This is a genomic window from Mesorhizobium sp. FG116 (assembly GCF_057809835.1).
In genome coordinates, this window is sequence record NZ_JBMDKS010000020.1 from 79,187 (window position 1) to 94,506 (window position 15,320).

Annotated in this window: 11 protein-coding genes; 4 read left to right on the forward strand and 7 right to left on the reverse strand. The window is 62.2% G+C overall.

Going from position 1 to position 15,320, the window contains the following annotated elements:
• From glgA to ACODTY_RS16310, 7 genes are all read right to left on the reverse strand, one after another.
• Window positions 1–1,446, reverse strand: a complete 1,446-nt coding sequence (gene glgA, locus ACODTY_RS16280) for a glycogen synthase GlgA (RefSeq protein ID WP_488995260.1) — start codon at window positions 1,444–1,446, stop codon at window positions 1–3.
• Between the two features lie 4 nt (window positions 1,447–1,450).
• On the reverse strand, window positions 1,451–2,716 hold the full coding sequence (glgC, locus tag ACODTY_RS16285) for a glucose-1-phosphate adenylyltransferase (RefSeq protein WP_488995261.1): 1,266 nt from the start codon (window positions 2,714–2,716) through the stop codon (window positions 1,451–1,453).
• A gap of 20 nt (window positions 2,717–2,736) precedes the next feature.
• Window positions 2,737–4,905, reverse strand: a complete 2,169-nt coding sequence (gene glgB, locus ACODTY_RS16290) for a 1,4-alpha-glucan branching protein GlgB (protein ID WP_488995270.1) — start codon at window positions 4,903–4,905, stop codon at window positions 2,737–2,739.
• 105 nt (window positions 4,906–5,010) lie between these two features.
• The gene (locus ACODTY_RS16295; protein ID WP_488995262.1) at window positions 5,011–7,479 is read right to left on the reverse strand and encodes a glycogen/starch/alpha-glucan phosphorylase; all 2,469 of its coding nucleotides are present in this window, start codon (window positions 7,477–7,479) and stop codon (window positions 5,011–5,013) included.
• Between the two features lie 147 nt (window positions 7,480–7,626).
• Window positions 7,627–8,409 (reverse strand): ATP-binding cassette domain-containing protein, encoded by a 783-nt coding sequence (locus tag ACODTY_RS16300; protein ID WP_488995263.1) that lies wholly within the window; start codon window positions 8,407–8,409, stop codon window positions 7,627–7,629.
• Window positions 8,409–9,491: an ABC transporter permease gene (locus tag ACODTY_RS16305; protein WP_488995264.1), complete on the reverse strand. Its 1,083-nt coding sequence runs from the start codon at window positions 9,489–9,491 to the stop codon at window positions 8,409–8,411. Before ACODTY_RS16305 ends, ACODTY_RS16300 begins: the two co-directional genes overlap by 1 nt.
• A gap of 97 nt (window positions 9,492–9,588) precedes the next feature.
• Window positions 9,589–10,614 (reverse strand): sugar ABC transporter substrate-binding protein, encoded by a 1,026-nt coding sequence (locus ACODTY_RS16310; protein WP_488995271.1) that lies wholly within the window; start codon window positions 10,612–10,614, stop codon window positions 9,589–9,591.
• 214 nt (window positions 10,615–10,828) lie between these two features.
• On the opposite strand from ACODTY_RS16310, the gene ACODTY_RS16315 reads away from it, so the two are divergent.
• The 4 genes from ACODTY_RS16315 (at window position 10,829) to ACODTY_RS16330 (ending at window position 14,799) form a co-directional block, all read left to right on the forward strand.
• A complete protein-coding gene (locus ACODTY_RS16315; protein WP_488995265.1) occupies window positions 10,829–12,055 on the forward strand; it encodes an ROK family transcriptional regulator in 1,227 nt (408 codons plus the stop codon).
• A gap of 2 nt (window positions 12,056–12,057) precedes the next feature.
• Window positions 12,058–12,504 carry an RbsD/FucU family protein gene (locus ACODTY_RS16320; RefSeq protein WP_488995266.1) on the forward strand — a complete coding sequence of 149 codons (447 nt, stop codon included), beginning with the start codon at window positions 12,058–12,060 and terminating at the stop codon, window positions 12,502–12,504.
• Window positions 12,501–13,424 carry a carbohydrate kinase family protein gene (locus ACODTY_RS16325; protein ID WP_488995267.1) on the forward strand — a complete coding sequence of 308 codons (924 nt, stop codon included), beginning with the start codon at window positions 12,501–12,503 and terminating at the stop codon, window positions 13,422–13,424. The genes ACODTY_RS16320 and ACODTY_RS16325 overlap by 4 nt, the downstream gene beginning before the upstream one ends.
• Window positions 13,425–13,659: 235 nt before the next feature.
• A complete protein-coding gene (locus tag ACODTY_RS16330) occupies window positions 13,660–14,799 on the forward strand; it encodes a DegT/DnrJ/EryC1/StrS family aminotransferase (RefSeq protein ID WP_488995268.1) in 1,140 nt (379 codons plus the stop codon).
• The last annotated feature ends 521 nt before the right edge of the window (window positions 14,800–15,320 follow it).

The window sequence follows — 15,320 nt, forward strand, 5'->3', positions numbered from 1 at the left end:
TCAGTCAGCCTTCTTGGACATGAGCATGCGATAGAGATCAACGTATCTGGCAGCACTTCGATCCCACGACACGTCGGCCTTCATGCCTTGCCGCTGGATCGTGGTCCATACCGACGAATTGCCATAGGCTTCGACCATCCGATGGACCGCGTACAACAACGACCCCGCGTTATCCGGTTCGAACTGGAAGCCGGTCGCAACGCCCGCTGCAAGCGCGGCATCATTGGCATCGATGATCGTGTCAGCCAGCCCGCCGGTGCGGGCAACGAGAGGCACGCAGCCGTAGCGCAAGCCGTAAAGCTGCGTCAGTCCGCACGGTTCGAACCGGGACGGAATGACGATGGCGTCGCAACCGCCCTGCATCAGATGGGAAAGCTTCTCGTCATAGCCGACGACGACACCCACCCGTCCGCGATGACGCGCCGCCGCTGCCAGCAATGCGCCTTCCAAAGCGGCATCGCCGGAACCGAGTATCGCCAGCCTCGCGCCTCTAGCGACGATGCCGTCTAGAGCGGCCGCCAAGGTGTCGATGCCCTTTTGCCATGTGAGACGGCTGACCACGCAAATGATCGGACCGGCATCGCTTTCAAGCGAGAACCGTTCCTCCACCGCTACCTTGTTGGCCTTACGCGCTTTCAGCGTCTTGGCCGAATAAGCCGCAGCCAGTTGCCTGTCGGTCGCCGGATCCCAGATATCGATATCGATGCCGTTGGCGATGCCGTAAAGGTCGGCCGCGCGCATGTTGATCAGTCCGTCCAGCCCCATGCCGAATTCCGGCGTGCGGATTTCCTGGGCATAGGTCGGGCTCACCGTCGTGATCGCCCAAGCCGCCTGCAATCCGGCCTTCAGGAAGCCAACACCGCCATAGTATTCGACGCCATCGACTGCCATCGCCTCGGCGGGCAGGCCAAGGCCGCTGAAAATATCGGCACCGAACCGACCCTGAAAGGCAAGGTTGTGCACCGTGATGAGCGACGGAATACCCGCCGCCTTGCCGTAGCGCATGTAGGCCAGCGTCATCGCCGCCTGCCAGTCATGGGCGTGCACGATGTCGGGCTGATAGCCCTTGATCGCGCCCGCAGCTATGTCGCCGCCGATGCGACCAAGTGCTGCGAACCGCCGCCAGTTGTCCGGCCAATCCGCGCCGGTCGCGTCGCCATAGGGTCCGCCGGGGCGGTCGAACAGATGCGGCGCGTCGATGACGAACAGGTCAAGTTCGCCAACCTTGGCAGCGTAGACGCCAGCCTTGCCGCCATGAAGGTCCGGATATTGAAGGACGGGCTTCGCCTTCTTGAACGCGGCCATCACCGCCGGATAGCCGGGCACGAGCGAACGCATGGCAATGCCCTTGCCGGCCAGCGCGATGGGCAATGCCCCGGTCACGTCGGCAAGCCCGCCGGTCTTGACCAACGGGAAAATCTCCGGCGTGACCGAGAGAACCTGCATGCGCCTACAGTCCCAGCTTGTCGATCATCGGCTGCGTGATCAGGCAGATGCCGCGTTCGGAGACACGGAAGCGCTTGGCGTCGAGCACCGGATCTTCGCCCACGACCAGCCCTTCAGGTATCTGGACGCCGTGATCGATCACCACATTGGTCAGCCGCGCATTGCGGCCAACCACGCAGTCCGGCAGCATCACGACATGATCGAGCGTCGAATAGGAATTGATGCGCGCGCCGGTGAAGATCAGGCTGCGCTTCAACGAAGCGCCCGAGACGATGCAATCGCCCGACACCAGCGAGGAAACCGCCATGCCGCGCCGGCCGTCCTCGTCGTGCACGAATTTTGCTGGCGGCTTCAATTCGGCATAGGTCCAGATCGGCCAGTCGCGGTCGTAGAGGTCAAGTTCGGGCGTAACATCGGTAAGATCGATATTGGCTTCCCAGTAGGCATCGATGGTGCCGACATCGCGCCAATAAGGCTCGCTTTCCATGCTGGAGCGCACGCAGGACTTGGCGAAGCGGTGGGCCACCGCCTTACCGTCCTTCACGATCTGGGGAATGATGTCCTTGCCGAAATCGCGGCTGGAATTCGGGTCGGCCGCGTCCTTGCGCAGCAGATCCATCAGGAACTTGGTGCGGAAGACATAGATGCCCATCGAGGCCAGCGCATGGTCCGGCTTGTCGGGAATGCCCGGCGGATCGGACGGCTTTTCGATGAAGGAAATGATGTTGTCCTTCTTGTCGACATGCATCACGCCAAAGCCGGTCGCTTCCATGCGCGGCACTTCCAGGCAACCGACCGTGACGTCCGCGCCGGCATCGACGTGCTGGCGCAGCATCAGTTCGTAGTCCATCTTGTAGATGTGGTCGCCGGCCAGGATCACCATGAACTCAGGCCCATAGCTCTCGATGATGTCGATGTTCTGGTAGACGGCGTCGGCCGTGCCTTCATACCACTGCGTCTCTGAAACGCGCTGGCTGGCCGGCAGGATATCGAAGCTCTCGTTGCGTTCGGGGCGCAGGAAGTTCCAGCCGCGCTGCAAGTGGCGGATCAGCGAGTGCGCCTTGTACTGGGTCGCGACGCCAAGGCGGCGAATGCCGGAATTCAGCGCATTGGACAGCGCGAAGTCGATGATGCGCGTCTTGCCGCCGAAATAGACCGCCGGCTTGGCGCGCCGGTCCGTCAGTTCCTTCAGCCGGCTGCCGCGACCGCCCGCCAACACATAGGCCATGGCGTCACGCGCCAAAGGTTGGGTTCGCTTCGTCTCCACCATTTACACCCTCCCAAGACCACTCAGTCTGAAATGAACTCAAGCATGATCGTTGCCAGCGGGGGAAGGACCATGGTTGCCGAAGCGCCATCGCGCTCGCCAACCGCCCTCACCGCGCCGCCGTTGCCAACGCCCGTGCCGCCGTAATCGGCCGCATCCGTGTTGATGATTTCGCGCCATGTTCCCGCACGCGGCAGCGGCACGCGATAGTTCTCGCGCGGCACCGGCGTAAAATTGGAGATGACCGCAATCGGATTTCCGCCGGGCGCCTTGCGCAGCCAGGCAAAGACCGAGTTTTCACTGTCGTCGACGATCAGCCACGAGAAGCCTTCCGGCTCGCAGTCGCGCGCATGGAGTGCCGGCCGCGACCGGTAAAGATAGTTCAGGTCGCGCACCACCTGCCGCACGCCCCTGTGCGGCGCATGGTCGAGCAGGCCCCAGTCCAGCGAGCGCTCCTCGCTCCATTCGCGCCGCTGTGCAAATTCCTGCCCCATGAACAAAAGCTTCTTGCCCGGATAGCCCCACATGAAGGCGTAGTAGGCCCGCAGCGTCGCAAACTTCTGCCAGTCGTCGCCGGCCATCTTGGAAAGCAGCGTGCCTTTGCCATGCACCACCTCGTCGTGGGAAAGCGGCAGCACGAAGTTCTCGCTGAAGGCGTACATCAGGCCGAAGGTCAGCTCGTTGTGATGGTACTTGCGGTGCACGGGCTCCTTGGAGAAATACTCCAGCGTGTCGTGCATGAAGCCCATGTTCCACTTGAAACCGAAGCCAAGGCCGCCTTCATGAACGGGTTGCGACACCTTCGGCCACGACGTCGATTCCTCGGCAATGGTCATGACGCCGGGATGATGGCCGTAGAGTTCCTTGTTCATCTTCTGCAGGAAGGCTACCGCCTCAAGGTTCTCGCGCCCGCCCTTTTCGTTCGGGATCCACTCGCCTTCCTTGCGCGAATAATCGAGGTAGAGCATCGAGGCCACGGCATCCACGCGCAGTCCGTCGACGTGATATTTCTCCGCCCAGAACAGGGCGTTGTTGACCAGGAACGACGCCACTTCGCGGCGGCCGAAATTGTAGATCAGCGTGTTCCAGTCCGGATGGAATCCCTTGCGCGGGTCGGCGTGTTCGTAGAGCGCGGTGCCGTCGAACTTCGCCAACCCGTGTTCGTCGACCGGGAAATGCGCGGGAACCCAGTCGAGGATGACGCCCACCCCGGCCCTGTGCGCGCCATCGACAAACCGCGCGAACCCGTCGGGATCGCCGAAGCGCGCCGTCGGCGCATAGAGCCCGGTCGTCTGGTAACCCCATGACGGATCATAGGGATGCTCGGAAATCGGCAGGAATTCGATATGGGTAAAGCCTGTGTCCACCGCATAGGGGATCAGGCGGTCGGCCAGTTCATCCCACGACAGGAAGGTGCCATCGTCGCGCCGCTGCCAGGATCCGGCATGAACCTCGTAGATGGAAATCGCTTCGCGCCGCTGGTCGGCCTTTCGCCAGAACGAACGATGCGCTTCGTCGCCCCATTGGTGCGAAAACGGCGACGCCGTCACCGATGCGGTCGCCGGCCGCAGTTCCGACTTGAAAGCAAACGGATCGGCCTTCAGCGGCAGCCGCACGCCCTTCTTGTCGATGATTTCGTATTTGTACGGCCTGCCGGCACCGATATCCGGCACGAAGATTTCCCAGATGCCGGTGTCCTGACGGTCACGCATCGAATGCCGGCGGCCGTCCCAATCGTTGAAGTCACCGACCACCGAAACGCGCCTTGCATTCGGAGCCCAGACGGCGAAATGAATGCCTCTTGCCCCTTCGTGCTCGATCTCGTGCGCGCCCAGCTTGTCGAACAGGCGAAGATGCGAGCCCTCGGCGATGTAGTAGTCGTCCATCGGGCCAAGCACCGGGCCGAACGAATAAGGGTCGGTCACCCACCAGTCGCCGCCGGCGTTGCGTGCATGATAGCGCAGCGGCTGGCGCTTGCGGATGCCAAGCTTGCCTTCGAAGAAGCCTGCGCCATCGCGCCGGGCCATTTCCCCGGCCTTTTTTCCCGCCAAGGTATAGGCGGTGACCTCATCCGCACCGGGCAGGAAACAGCAGGCAAAGAGAGACTTTCCCGCCTGCTGGACGCCAAGCACCGCGAACGGGTTGCCATGCGTTCCGGCGACAATCGCCGCGACGTCACTTGCGGCGGCCATCCCTTCCGGCTCGCTTGGCGCTGTCGTCGCGCGCGGCCCCTTGGTCAAACTGTTCCTCCCTGGTGGCCCGCGGAGTGACCCTGGCCACCGGTCAATGCAATCACATCAAGCAGGCACGTTCCAGATGTCTTTGGCGTATTGGCGGATCGTTCGGTCGGACGAGAACCAGCCGACACGCGCAACATTGTGGATCGCTCTGGCGTACCAGTCGGGGCCATTGCGCCAGACGCCGTCCACCTCGCGCTGCGTGGCTGCATAAGCATCGAAATCAGCGGCAACCATGAACCAGTCGGTGTTGTAGAGGTCGTCCATCAAGGCGTGGTAGCGCTGCGGATCGTCTGGCGAAAAGACGCCCGAGGCGATGGCCGCCACCGCCTGCCGCAATTCCGGCGACGCATCGATCACCGAACGCGGCGCATAACCGCTGGCGCGGCGCTCAGCGACCTCGTTGGCCTTGAGCCCGAAAATAAAGATATTGTCGTCGCCGACCTGTTCCTTGATCTCGACATTGGCGCCGTCCAGCGTGCCGATGGTCAGCGCCCCGTTCAGCGCGAACTTCATGTTGCCGGTGCCCGACGCTTCCATACCGGCGGTCGAAATCTGCTCTGACAGGTCGGCGGCCGGCATCATGATTTCGGCGGTGCTGACATTGTAGTTCGGCACGAACACCATCTTGAGCAGCCCGCGCACCGACGGATCGTGATTTATGACCCGCGCAACGTCGTTGATGAGCTTAATGATCAGCTTGGCGTTGTGGTAACTGGGCGCGGCCTTGCCGCCGAAGAACTTGACCCTTGGCATCCAATCGCGCTCGGGGTGCGACCTGATCTGGTCGTAGAGCGCGACGGCCTCGAGCACATTGAGAAGCTGGCGCTTGTATTCATGAATGCGCTTGATCTGGATGTCGAACAGGGCCGACGGATCGATCCTTATGCCAAGGCGTTCACCAACCAGATTGGCCAGCCGTGCCTTGTTCAGGCGCTTCACGCCGGCGAATTTCTCTCGGAAAGCCGCATCCTGCGCAAAGGCGTCTAGATCCCGGATCGATTCGATGTCGTCTAGGAACCGGTCGCCGATCGCCTCGCGGGCAAGGGCCGTCAGGTCCGGATTGCACTGGATCAGCCAGCGCCGGGGCGTGATGCCGTTGGTCTTGTTGTTGATGCGGTCCGGGTAGAGCCGATGCAGGTCGGCAAAGACGGTTTCCTTCATCAGGTCCGTATGCAGTGCGGAAACGCCGTTGATCGAATGCGAGCCGACGAAGGCCAGGTTGCCCATGCGCACGCGGCGCTCGCCGTTTTCCTGGATCAACGAGATCGCAGCGACCTGCTCGCCGGAGAAGCGGTTGCTGGCGCGGGCTTCCAGCAGAACCTGCGCATTGATGGCATAGATGATCTGCATATGGCGCGGCAAAAGCCGCTCGAACAGCGGCACCGGCCAGCTTTCCAGCGCTTCCGGCAACAGCGTGTGATTGGTGTAGGCAAAGGTGCGCTTGGTGATGTCCCACGCCTGATCGAAGTCGATGCCATGCACGTCCATCAGCAGGCGCATCAACTCGGGAACGGCAATGGCCGGATGGGTGTCGTTGAGGTGGATCGCAGCCTTGTCGGGCAGCGACTTCAGGTCGCCATACTGGCTGAGGTGCCGCTGCAAGATGTCCTGCAACGACGCGGTGGAAAAGAAATACTCCTGCCGCAGCCTGAGTTCCTGGCCTTCCTTGTGGGAATCGGCCGGATAAAGCACGCGCGACAGGGCATCTGCCTTGTTGCTTTCGGCCAGCGCGCCGATGTGGTCACCGGCATTGAAGCGGTCGAGCAGGATCGGATCGACGGGCATGCCGGCCCACAGCCTCAGCGTGTTGACGCGGTTTGCCCGCCAGCCCACCACAGGCGTGTCGTAGGCAACGGCCAAGACATGTTCGGTCGGCTTCCAGACATGGCGCTCCAGGCGGCCATCGCGCGAGGTCACCGATTCAACCGAGCCGCCGAAGCCCACTTCGAACGAGCGCTCGCGGCGCTCGAATTCCCAGGGGTTCCCGTGGTCCAGCCACGTCTCGGGCAGTTCCACCTGCCAGCCGTCCTGGATTTCCTGCCGGAACATGCCGTTGGCGTAGCGTATGCCGTAGCCGTGCGCCGGTATGCCGACGCTGGCCATCGATTCCATGAAGCAGGCCGCAAGACGGCCGAGGCCGCCATTGCCAAGGGCTGCATCCGGCTCGAGCGCGGCGATGACGTCGAGGTCCACGCCAAGCGAGGACAGCGCCGCGCGCATATTGTCCATCAGACCGAGATTGGAAAAGGCGTCGCGCATCAAACGCCCGATCAGGAATTCGAGCGACAGGTAATAGACGCGCTTTTCCTTCTGGTCGTAGGCTTCCTTGGTGCCGCTGATCCAGTGATCGACGATGCGGTCCCGCACGACCTTGATCGAGGCTGTTAGCCAGTCGTATTGCGTGGCAACGGTGGTGTCCTTGCCCAGGCGATACTTCAGCGCGTTCAGAACTTCCCCGGCAAGAGTGGCGGGGTCGGCGTCAATCGGCAGCGGTGCAGGAACTTCGGCTGTCATAACTTGCGTCATATCACCTCTCGACGCCTGGAATTCGTTCCGCCAGCACCGGTTGTGCTGTCGGCCTCTACTCCATCGCCACTATTAATCGGCGCGCGCAATTATTCAATCGATTTAGTTCTGCCAAAAACGCAAGCCTTCCACTGCATTTTTGCCAGATCAGGCCGCAAGTGCCGTTTCCGGAGGCGCCTTTGCGCCTGTCATGAAGGCCACGGCGTCGGACATGGTGTATTGCTTCGGATCGATGACCGTCAGCCGCCGGCCCAACCGGTGGATGTGGATTCGATCCGCAACCTCGAAGACGTGCGGCATGTTGTGCGAGATGAGCACGATCGGCAGCCCGCGCTTTTTGACGTCGAGGATGAGTTCCAAAACGCGGCGCGATTCCTTGACGCCAAGTGCCGCCGTCGGCTCGTCCATGATGACCACCTTGGACCCGAAGGCGGCGGCACGTGCCACCGCCACGCCCTGACGCTGGCCACCGGACAGCGTTTCCACCGCCTGGCTGATGTTCTGGATCGTCATCAGGCCAAGTTCCGTCAGCTTTTCACGCGCCCGCTTTTCCATCGCCGGCCGGTCAAGCATCCTCAGCCACTGCCCCATGAAACCGGGGCGGCGGATTTCGCGGCCAAGGAACATGTTGTCGGCAATCGAGAGTGCCGGCGAAAGAGCCAGGTTCTGGTAGACGGTCTCTATGCCGGCATTGCGCGCTTCCATCGGCGACTTGAACGAAATCACCTGGCCATCCAGCCTGATTTCACCCTCATCGGGCGTAACAGCGCCGGAAATCGCCTTGATGAGCGAGGACTTTCCCGCGCCGTTGTCGCCGATTACCGCCAGAATTTCGCCGGGGTAGAGATCGAAGTCGGCATTGTCCAAGGCGGTCACGCGTCCGTAGCGCTTGACCAGTCCGCGACCGGTTAGAATGGGTTCCTGTGCCATCAGCCAGCCACCTTCCTGATCCACTGGTCAACCGCGACCGCAACGATGATAAGCACGCCGATCAACAGATAGGTCCATTGCGGGTCGGTGCCGATCAGCCTCAGCCCCAATGAGAAGACACCGACGATCAATGCACCGAACAACATGCCGAGGATCGACCCGCGCCCTCCGAACAGCGAGATGCCGCCGATCACCACGGCCGTAATCGATTCTATATTGGCGAATTGGCCGGAGGTCGGCGACACAGAGCCAATGCGGCCGATCAAAGCCCAACCTGCCAGGGCGCAAATCAGCCCGGCAAGCACATAAACGGAAATCAGCATGCGGCTGACGTTGACGCCGGAGAGTTCGGCAGCGTCCGGGTCGTCACCGACCGCATAGACGTGACGGCCCCATGCCGTGTGATTAAGTACGTACCAGAGCAGCAGCACGAGCAGCACCATGGCGATGACGCCATAGGTGAAGACGGCGTTGCCCAGCCGCAAATTCTGGCCGAAAAATTGAAGGATCGGCGCCTGCGTCTCGATGTCCTGCGCGCGGATGGTCTCGTTCGCCGAATAGAGGAAATTGGTCGCCAGTATGATCTGCCAGGTGCCGAGCGTCACGATGAACGGCGGCAGCTTCATGCGCGCCACAAGCCATCCGTTGAGGAAGCCGCAAGCCGCGCCCACGGCAAAGCCGCAAAGAATGGAGATCGGCGCGGGAAGCCCGTAGCGGAAGGTGAATTGTCCCATCACCACCGAAGACAACACCATGATCGCGCCGACCGACAGGTCGATGCCGGCCGTGAGGATAACAAGCGTCTGCGCGGCACCGATGATGCCGACAATCGCCACCTGCTGCAGGATCAGCGTCATCGAAAAGGCGGAAAAGAACTTGCCGCCGATGACAAAAGCGAAAACCAGCAGCGAAACTATCAGGACGATAAGGGGAACCGCCGCAGGACTGGAATGCAGGAAGTGCTGCACCTTCTCGATCCCCGACCGCTCATGCGCATCGAACTTCGCGACCGAGGTATCGCTACCGGTCAGAACCTTTTCAAATTCCTGTGGCTGCGCGCGCTGCGCCGAAGCGTCAGTCATCCGGCCCTCTCCTCCCTGGAGTTGCTGCCTACCGACATGCGAGAGAGCGGCCGAGACCGCTCTCTCTGGTCGATACTCTGCCTAAGCAGGGGTCATATCAACCCCAGCAGAGTTCGGTGCCCTTCGCGACGTCGATGGAGTCAACACCGGCAGCAGGCTTGGCCGTAACCAGCGCCACGCCGGTATCCACGAACGCCTTGCCTTCGGTGTTCTTCGGCTTCTCACCGGAGTCGGCGAACTTCTTGATCGCCTCGATGCCGAGCGACGCCATCAGCAGCGGATATTGCTGCGAGGTCGCGCCGATGATGCCGGCCTCGACGTTCTTGACGCCCGGGCAGCCGCCGTCGACCGAGACGATCAGCACGTTCTTTTCCATGCCGACGGCCTTGAGCGCCTCATAGGCGCCGGCAGCGGCCGGCTCGTTGATCGTGTGAACGACGTTGATCGACGGATCCTTCTGGAGAAGGTTTTCCATCGCCTTGCGGCCGCCTTCCTCGTTGCCGTTGGTCACGTCGTGGCCAACGATGCGGGCATCATCCTCGTCACCGATCTTGTTGATGTCCTTGGTGTCGATGCCGAAGCCCTTCATGAAGCCCTGATCGCGCAGCACGTCCACGGTCGGCTGCGAAGGCGTAAGGTCGAGGAAGGCGATCTTGGCGTCCTTGGCAGCGTCGCCCAAGGTGGCGGCGGCCCATTTGCCGATCAGCTCGCCGGCCAGAAGGTTGTCGGTCGCAAATGTCGCATCGGCAGCGTCCGCCGGCTCAAGCGGCGTATCCAGTGCGATGACCAGAATGCCGGCGTCGCGCGCCTTCTTCACCGCAGGCACGATGCCAGCCGTGTCGGACGCGGTGAGCAGAATGCCCTTGGCGCCATCGGCGATGCAGCTTTCAATCGCGGCAACCTGGCTTTCGCTGTCGCCGTCGATCTTGCCGGCATAGGCCTTCAAGTTGACGCCGAGTTCCTTAGCCTTCGCTTCGGCACCTTCCTTCATCTTGACGAAGAAGGGGTTGGTGTCGGTCTTGGTGATCAGGCAAGCGCTGACATCGGCTGCCGAGGCAGGCGCAGCCAGAGCAACGAGCCCAAACGCAGACGCGCAAAACAGTGCAGTCCTGAACGCAGACATTCTCATAAGAAACCTCCCAGAAAACAATTCGGCGCCAGCTCATACCGGTGCCTTGACGCGAGCGCATGCAATGCTTCCCGGCAGCGCCCTCGCACAAAACAAACACCACGGCTTTACAAGAGTCAATAATTAAATCACTCTTATTTATTATTGACTCTGTTGCGTCCATCACACATTCTGGCAAAAGGACGCGAGGGATTGGCGGAGGAGCTCGGTGGAAACCGGCACTGCAAAGCACAGCCCGCCTGAACCGGCCGAAAGCCGATTTCATCGCGGCACAAATCAGAGCGGGATGCGAGACCACAATGAGCGGCTCGTGCTCTCGCTCGTGCGCCAGCATGGCAGCCTCGCCAAATCCGATATCGCCCGCATGACGGGGCTGTCGGCGCAGACGGTTTCCGTCATCATGCGCGAGCTTGAGGATGACGGCCTGCTTTTGCGGCAGGCCCCCCAGCGCGGCAAGATCGGCCAGCCCTCAATCCCGATGGCGCTTAATCCTGACGGCGCTTACTTCATCGGCCTGAAGATCGGGCGGCGCAGCGCCGAACTCGTGCTGATCGATTTCCTCGGCAAGGTGCGCGCGGCCGAGCAGCTTTCCTACCGTTACCCGACGCCGCGCGAGACGGTGGCCTTCGTCGCTTCCGGCATGGAAAAGCTGCGGGCCAGCCTCGACGCCGGGCGGGAGAAGCGCATTGCCGGCCTCGGCATCGCCATGCCGTTCGAACTGTGGAACTGGGTCGACACCGCCGGTGCGCCGCGCCAAATCATGGATGAATGGCGTCACCGCGATGTGCGCACCGATGTGCAGGCACTGTGCGACTTTCCCGTCTACCTGCAAAACGACGCCACCTCGGCCTGCGGGGCAGAACTCGTGTTCGGCCAGTCCAGCGGCCTGCGCGACTTCGTCTATTTCTACATCGGCGCCTTTGCCGGCGGCGGGGTCGTGCTGGACGGACGCCTCTACAGCGGCCCCACCGGCAATGCCGGCGCGCTCGGCTCCATGCTGGTTTCCGGCCCCGGCGGCAAACAGGCGCAGCTCATCGACATCGCTTCGGTCGCGGTGCTCGAAAAGGAACTCAATGCCCAAGGCATCGAGGCCCCACATCTGTGGATCTCGCCGGAAGACTGGGGCGAACTCGGCCCGACGCTTGACGGCTGGATCATCCGCTCCGCCGACGCGCTGGCGCATGCCATCATCTCGGCCACGTCCGTCATCGACTTCGAGGCCGCCGTCATCGACGGCTGGATGCCGGTCTCCGTTCGGGGAAAGCTGGTCGATGCCGTGCGCAAGACGATTGGCGGCATCGACGCGGAGGGCCTCACCGTCCCCAAGGTCCACGAAGGGACCGTCGGCGTGCACGCGCGCGCACTCGGCGCCGCCAGCCTGCCCCTGTCGGAGCGATTTCTCATTCGGCCAACCATGATTGCCGGGGGAACCTGATAATGCTGATTGGAATACCGCCCGTGCTCGGGCCGGAGTTGCTGGCCGTGCTACGCGCCATGGGCCATGGCGACGAGATCGCCATCGTCGATGGCAACTATCCGGCCGAACAGGAAGCGACCCGGCTGATCCGCGCCGACGGCCTCGATCTCATACCGGTCCTGGACGCCATCCTCACCGTCCTGCCGGTGGACGATTTCGTACCCGACGCGCTGTTCCGTTCCTCGGTCAAGGGCGACCCCAAGCTGGTCGATCCCGTGCATGACGAGATGGCGGCCGTCTGCGCCAGGCGCGCGCCTGGCCGCAAGCTTGTCGCGATGCAAGGTGCCGAATTCTACGCCCGCGCCCGCGCCGCACATGCGATGGTCGCCACCAGCGAACCGCGCCTCTACGCCAACATCATCATCCGCAAGGGCGTCATCTATCCGCAAGGGACCGACAGGGCATGATCCTTTGCTGCGGCGAGGCGCTGATCGACATGTTGCCGCGCGAGACGACGCTCGGCGAGCCCGCCTTCGCGCCCTATGCCGGCGGCGCTGTGTTCAACACGGCGATTGCGCTCGGGCGGCTCGGCGCGCCAGCCGGCTTCTTTTCCGGCCTGTCGTCCGACCTTTTCGGCATCCAGTTGAAGAAGGTGCTCGGCGAGAGCAAGGTCGATTGCGGCTACGCCCACACCTCCCCTCGCCCAACGACGCTCGCCTTCGTCCACCTGAAGGACGGCCATGCAACCTATGTGTTCTACGACGAAAACACCGCCGGCCGCATGCTGACGGCGGCGGATTTGCCCAAGCTTGGCGACGAAGTCGAGGCGATGCTGTTCGGGGCGATCAGCCTGATCTCCGAACCGGCCGGAGCGGCCTACGAGGAATTCATGCGCCGCGAGCAAGGCCGCCGCGTGATGATGCTCGACCCGAACATCCGCCCGAACTTCATTCCGGACCGCGAAAAGCATCAGCAGCGCATTCGCGCCATGATGACGATGGCCGACATCGTGAAGGTCTCCGACGAGGATCTCGACTGGTTCGGAGAACCGGGCTCGCGTGAAGAGGTCGTGCATCGCTGGCTTGATCGCGGCCCCAAACTCATCGTTGTCACCCATGGCGGCGAAGGTGCCGTCGGCTACACCAGTGCCGGTGCCGTCACCGTCGTTCCCGACAAGGTGAAGGTGGTCGATACGGTCGGCGCGGGCGACACCTTCAATGGCGGTGTGCTGGCCTCGCTGCATGAGCAGGGCCTTTTGACAAAGGCTAAAGTCGCCAGCCTGTCGCAAGAAGCTGTCCACAAGGCCTTGAGCCTCGGCGCAAAGGCCGCAGCCGTCACCGTCTCTCGCGCCGGTGCCAATCCCCCATGGCGGCACGAAATCGCCTGACATTCCGCCGCAACCCTTTGATCACTTTATATTTCGGCACTGCAGCATTGAGCCGGCAAGCTATCGGCCGATAGGCTGCGGCCTTGGATTTGCGGGCGTTTGCGAGCCAAATTCCGCCACATAGAAGTAACATCGGACAGGCTTGGCCAAACGGCGGGCCGGGCCTGCCGCTTTTCCGGTTCCGTCAACTCTGATACCAGCACGCCAATCTCTGGCTCATACCGTTGGAACAGACATGCAGTTTATCGATCTCGGCGCTCAGCGCGAACGCATCCGTGACAGGCTGAAGGCGGCAATCGACAAGGTCGTGAACGAGGGCCGCTACATCCTCGGCCCGGAAGTCGCCGAATTTGAAAGCAAGCTCGCCGCCTATGTCGGCACCAAGCACGTCGTTGCCTGCGCCAACGGCACCGATGCGCTGCTTTTGCCGCTCTATGCCAATGGCGTAGGCCCGGGCGATGCGGTCTTCGTGCCGAGCTTCACCTTTGCGGCGACTGCCGAAGTGGTTGCGCTGGCCAAGGCCGAGCCGGTGTTCGTGGATGTCGACGCCGACACCTACAACATTGATATCGCCAGCCTCGAGGCGGCAATCGCCATGGTCAAGGCCGAGGGCCGGTTGAAGCCCAAGGCGATCATCCCGGTCGACCTGTTCGGACTGTCCGCCGACTACGAGGCGATCATGGCCATCGCCAAGCGCGAAAACCTTTTGGTCATCGAAGACGCCGCCCAGTCGATCGGCGGTTCCAGCGAAGGCCGCATGTGCGGCGCGTTCGGCCATGTCGCCGGCACCAGCTTCTATCCGGCCAAGCCGCTCGGTTGCTACGGCGACGGCGGCGCCATGTTCACCAATGATGGCGCGTTGGCCGAAAAGCTGCGTTCCTTCGCCTTCCACGGCAAGGGCGAGACGCAATACGACAACGTCCATGTCGGCATCAATTCGCGCCTCGACACCTTGCAGGCGGCAATCCTGATCGAGAAGCTCGCTATCCTCGAAGACGAGATGGTCGCGCGCCAGAAGGTTGCCGGTCGCTATGCAGAGGGTCTGGGCGACATCGTCAAGGCATCGGCAAACCTGTCCGGCAGCCGCTCGGCCTGGGCGCAATATGCCATCGAGACGCCGAAGCGCGATGGCCTCAAGGCGCATTTGACGGAAAAGGGTATTCCCTCGGTCATCTACTATGTGAAGCCGCTGCATGCACAGGTCGCCTACCGCAACTATCCGCGGACGCCGACCGGCCTTGCCGTATCCGAAACGCTGCCCGAGCGCATCCTGTGCCTGCCGATGCACCCCTATCTCAGCGAATCCGACCAGGACCGGATCATCGAAACGATCCGCAACTACATCGGCTCCAATTCGGCCGAGGCCGCGGCGTAAAGCACGTAGACGATCTGGCTGGATACGGGCACTCATCCCATTTCTGAAAATGCGGCAGAAACTTTGTGCCCTGCCCGCACACTACCTCTCCGTAACGGAATGGATCCCGGACAGCATCGCTGTCACTTCGTTCGGCTTGCTTCCGGGATGACGCTGTGTTCGGGTTTCGCCTCGTTGGAGCGAGCGTCATATGCTCGCTCGTCATCCCGGAATTCGCTTTCGAGCGAAGCGAGTAAGGAATGTCCGGGATCCATTCCGTGACATCGCGGCAGTGTAAAAGCGCCTCAGAATGTGAATTGGATGCCGCTCAGCTACTGTCCAACCTCTTGTTCCCATTCACTTCCCATAAAATCTTTCACCTCGCTTATCCCCACCCTCTCATCCCTCCCCCATACTCTGCCCATCGCTCTTGCGGGAACCGGCTGCGCACCGGGCAACGGTTAGGACGGCGGTGACCTCCCCCCCTTTGGTTCGGCGCCAATGGACCCGAGGGCATCCGACAGGCCGGCGTCCTGCGGCGG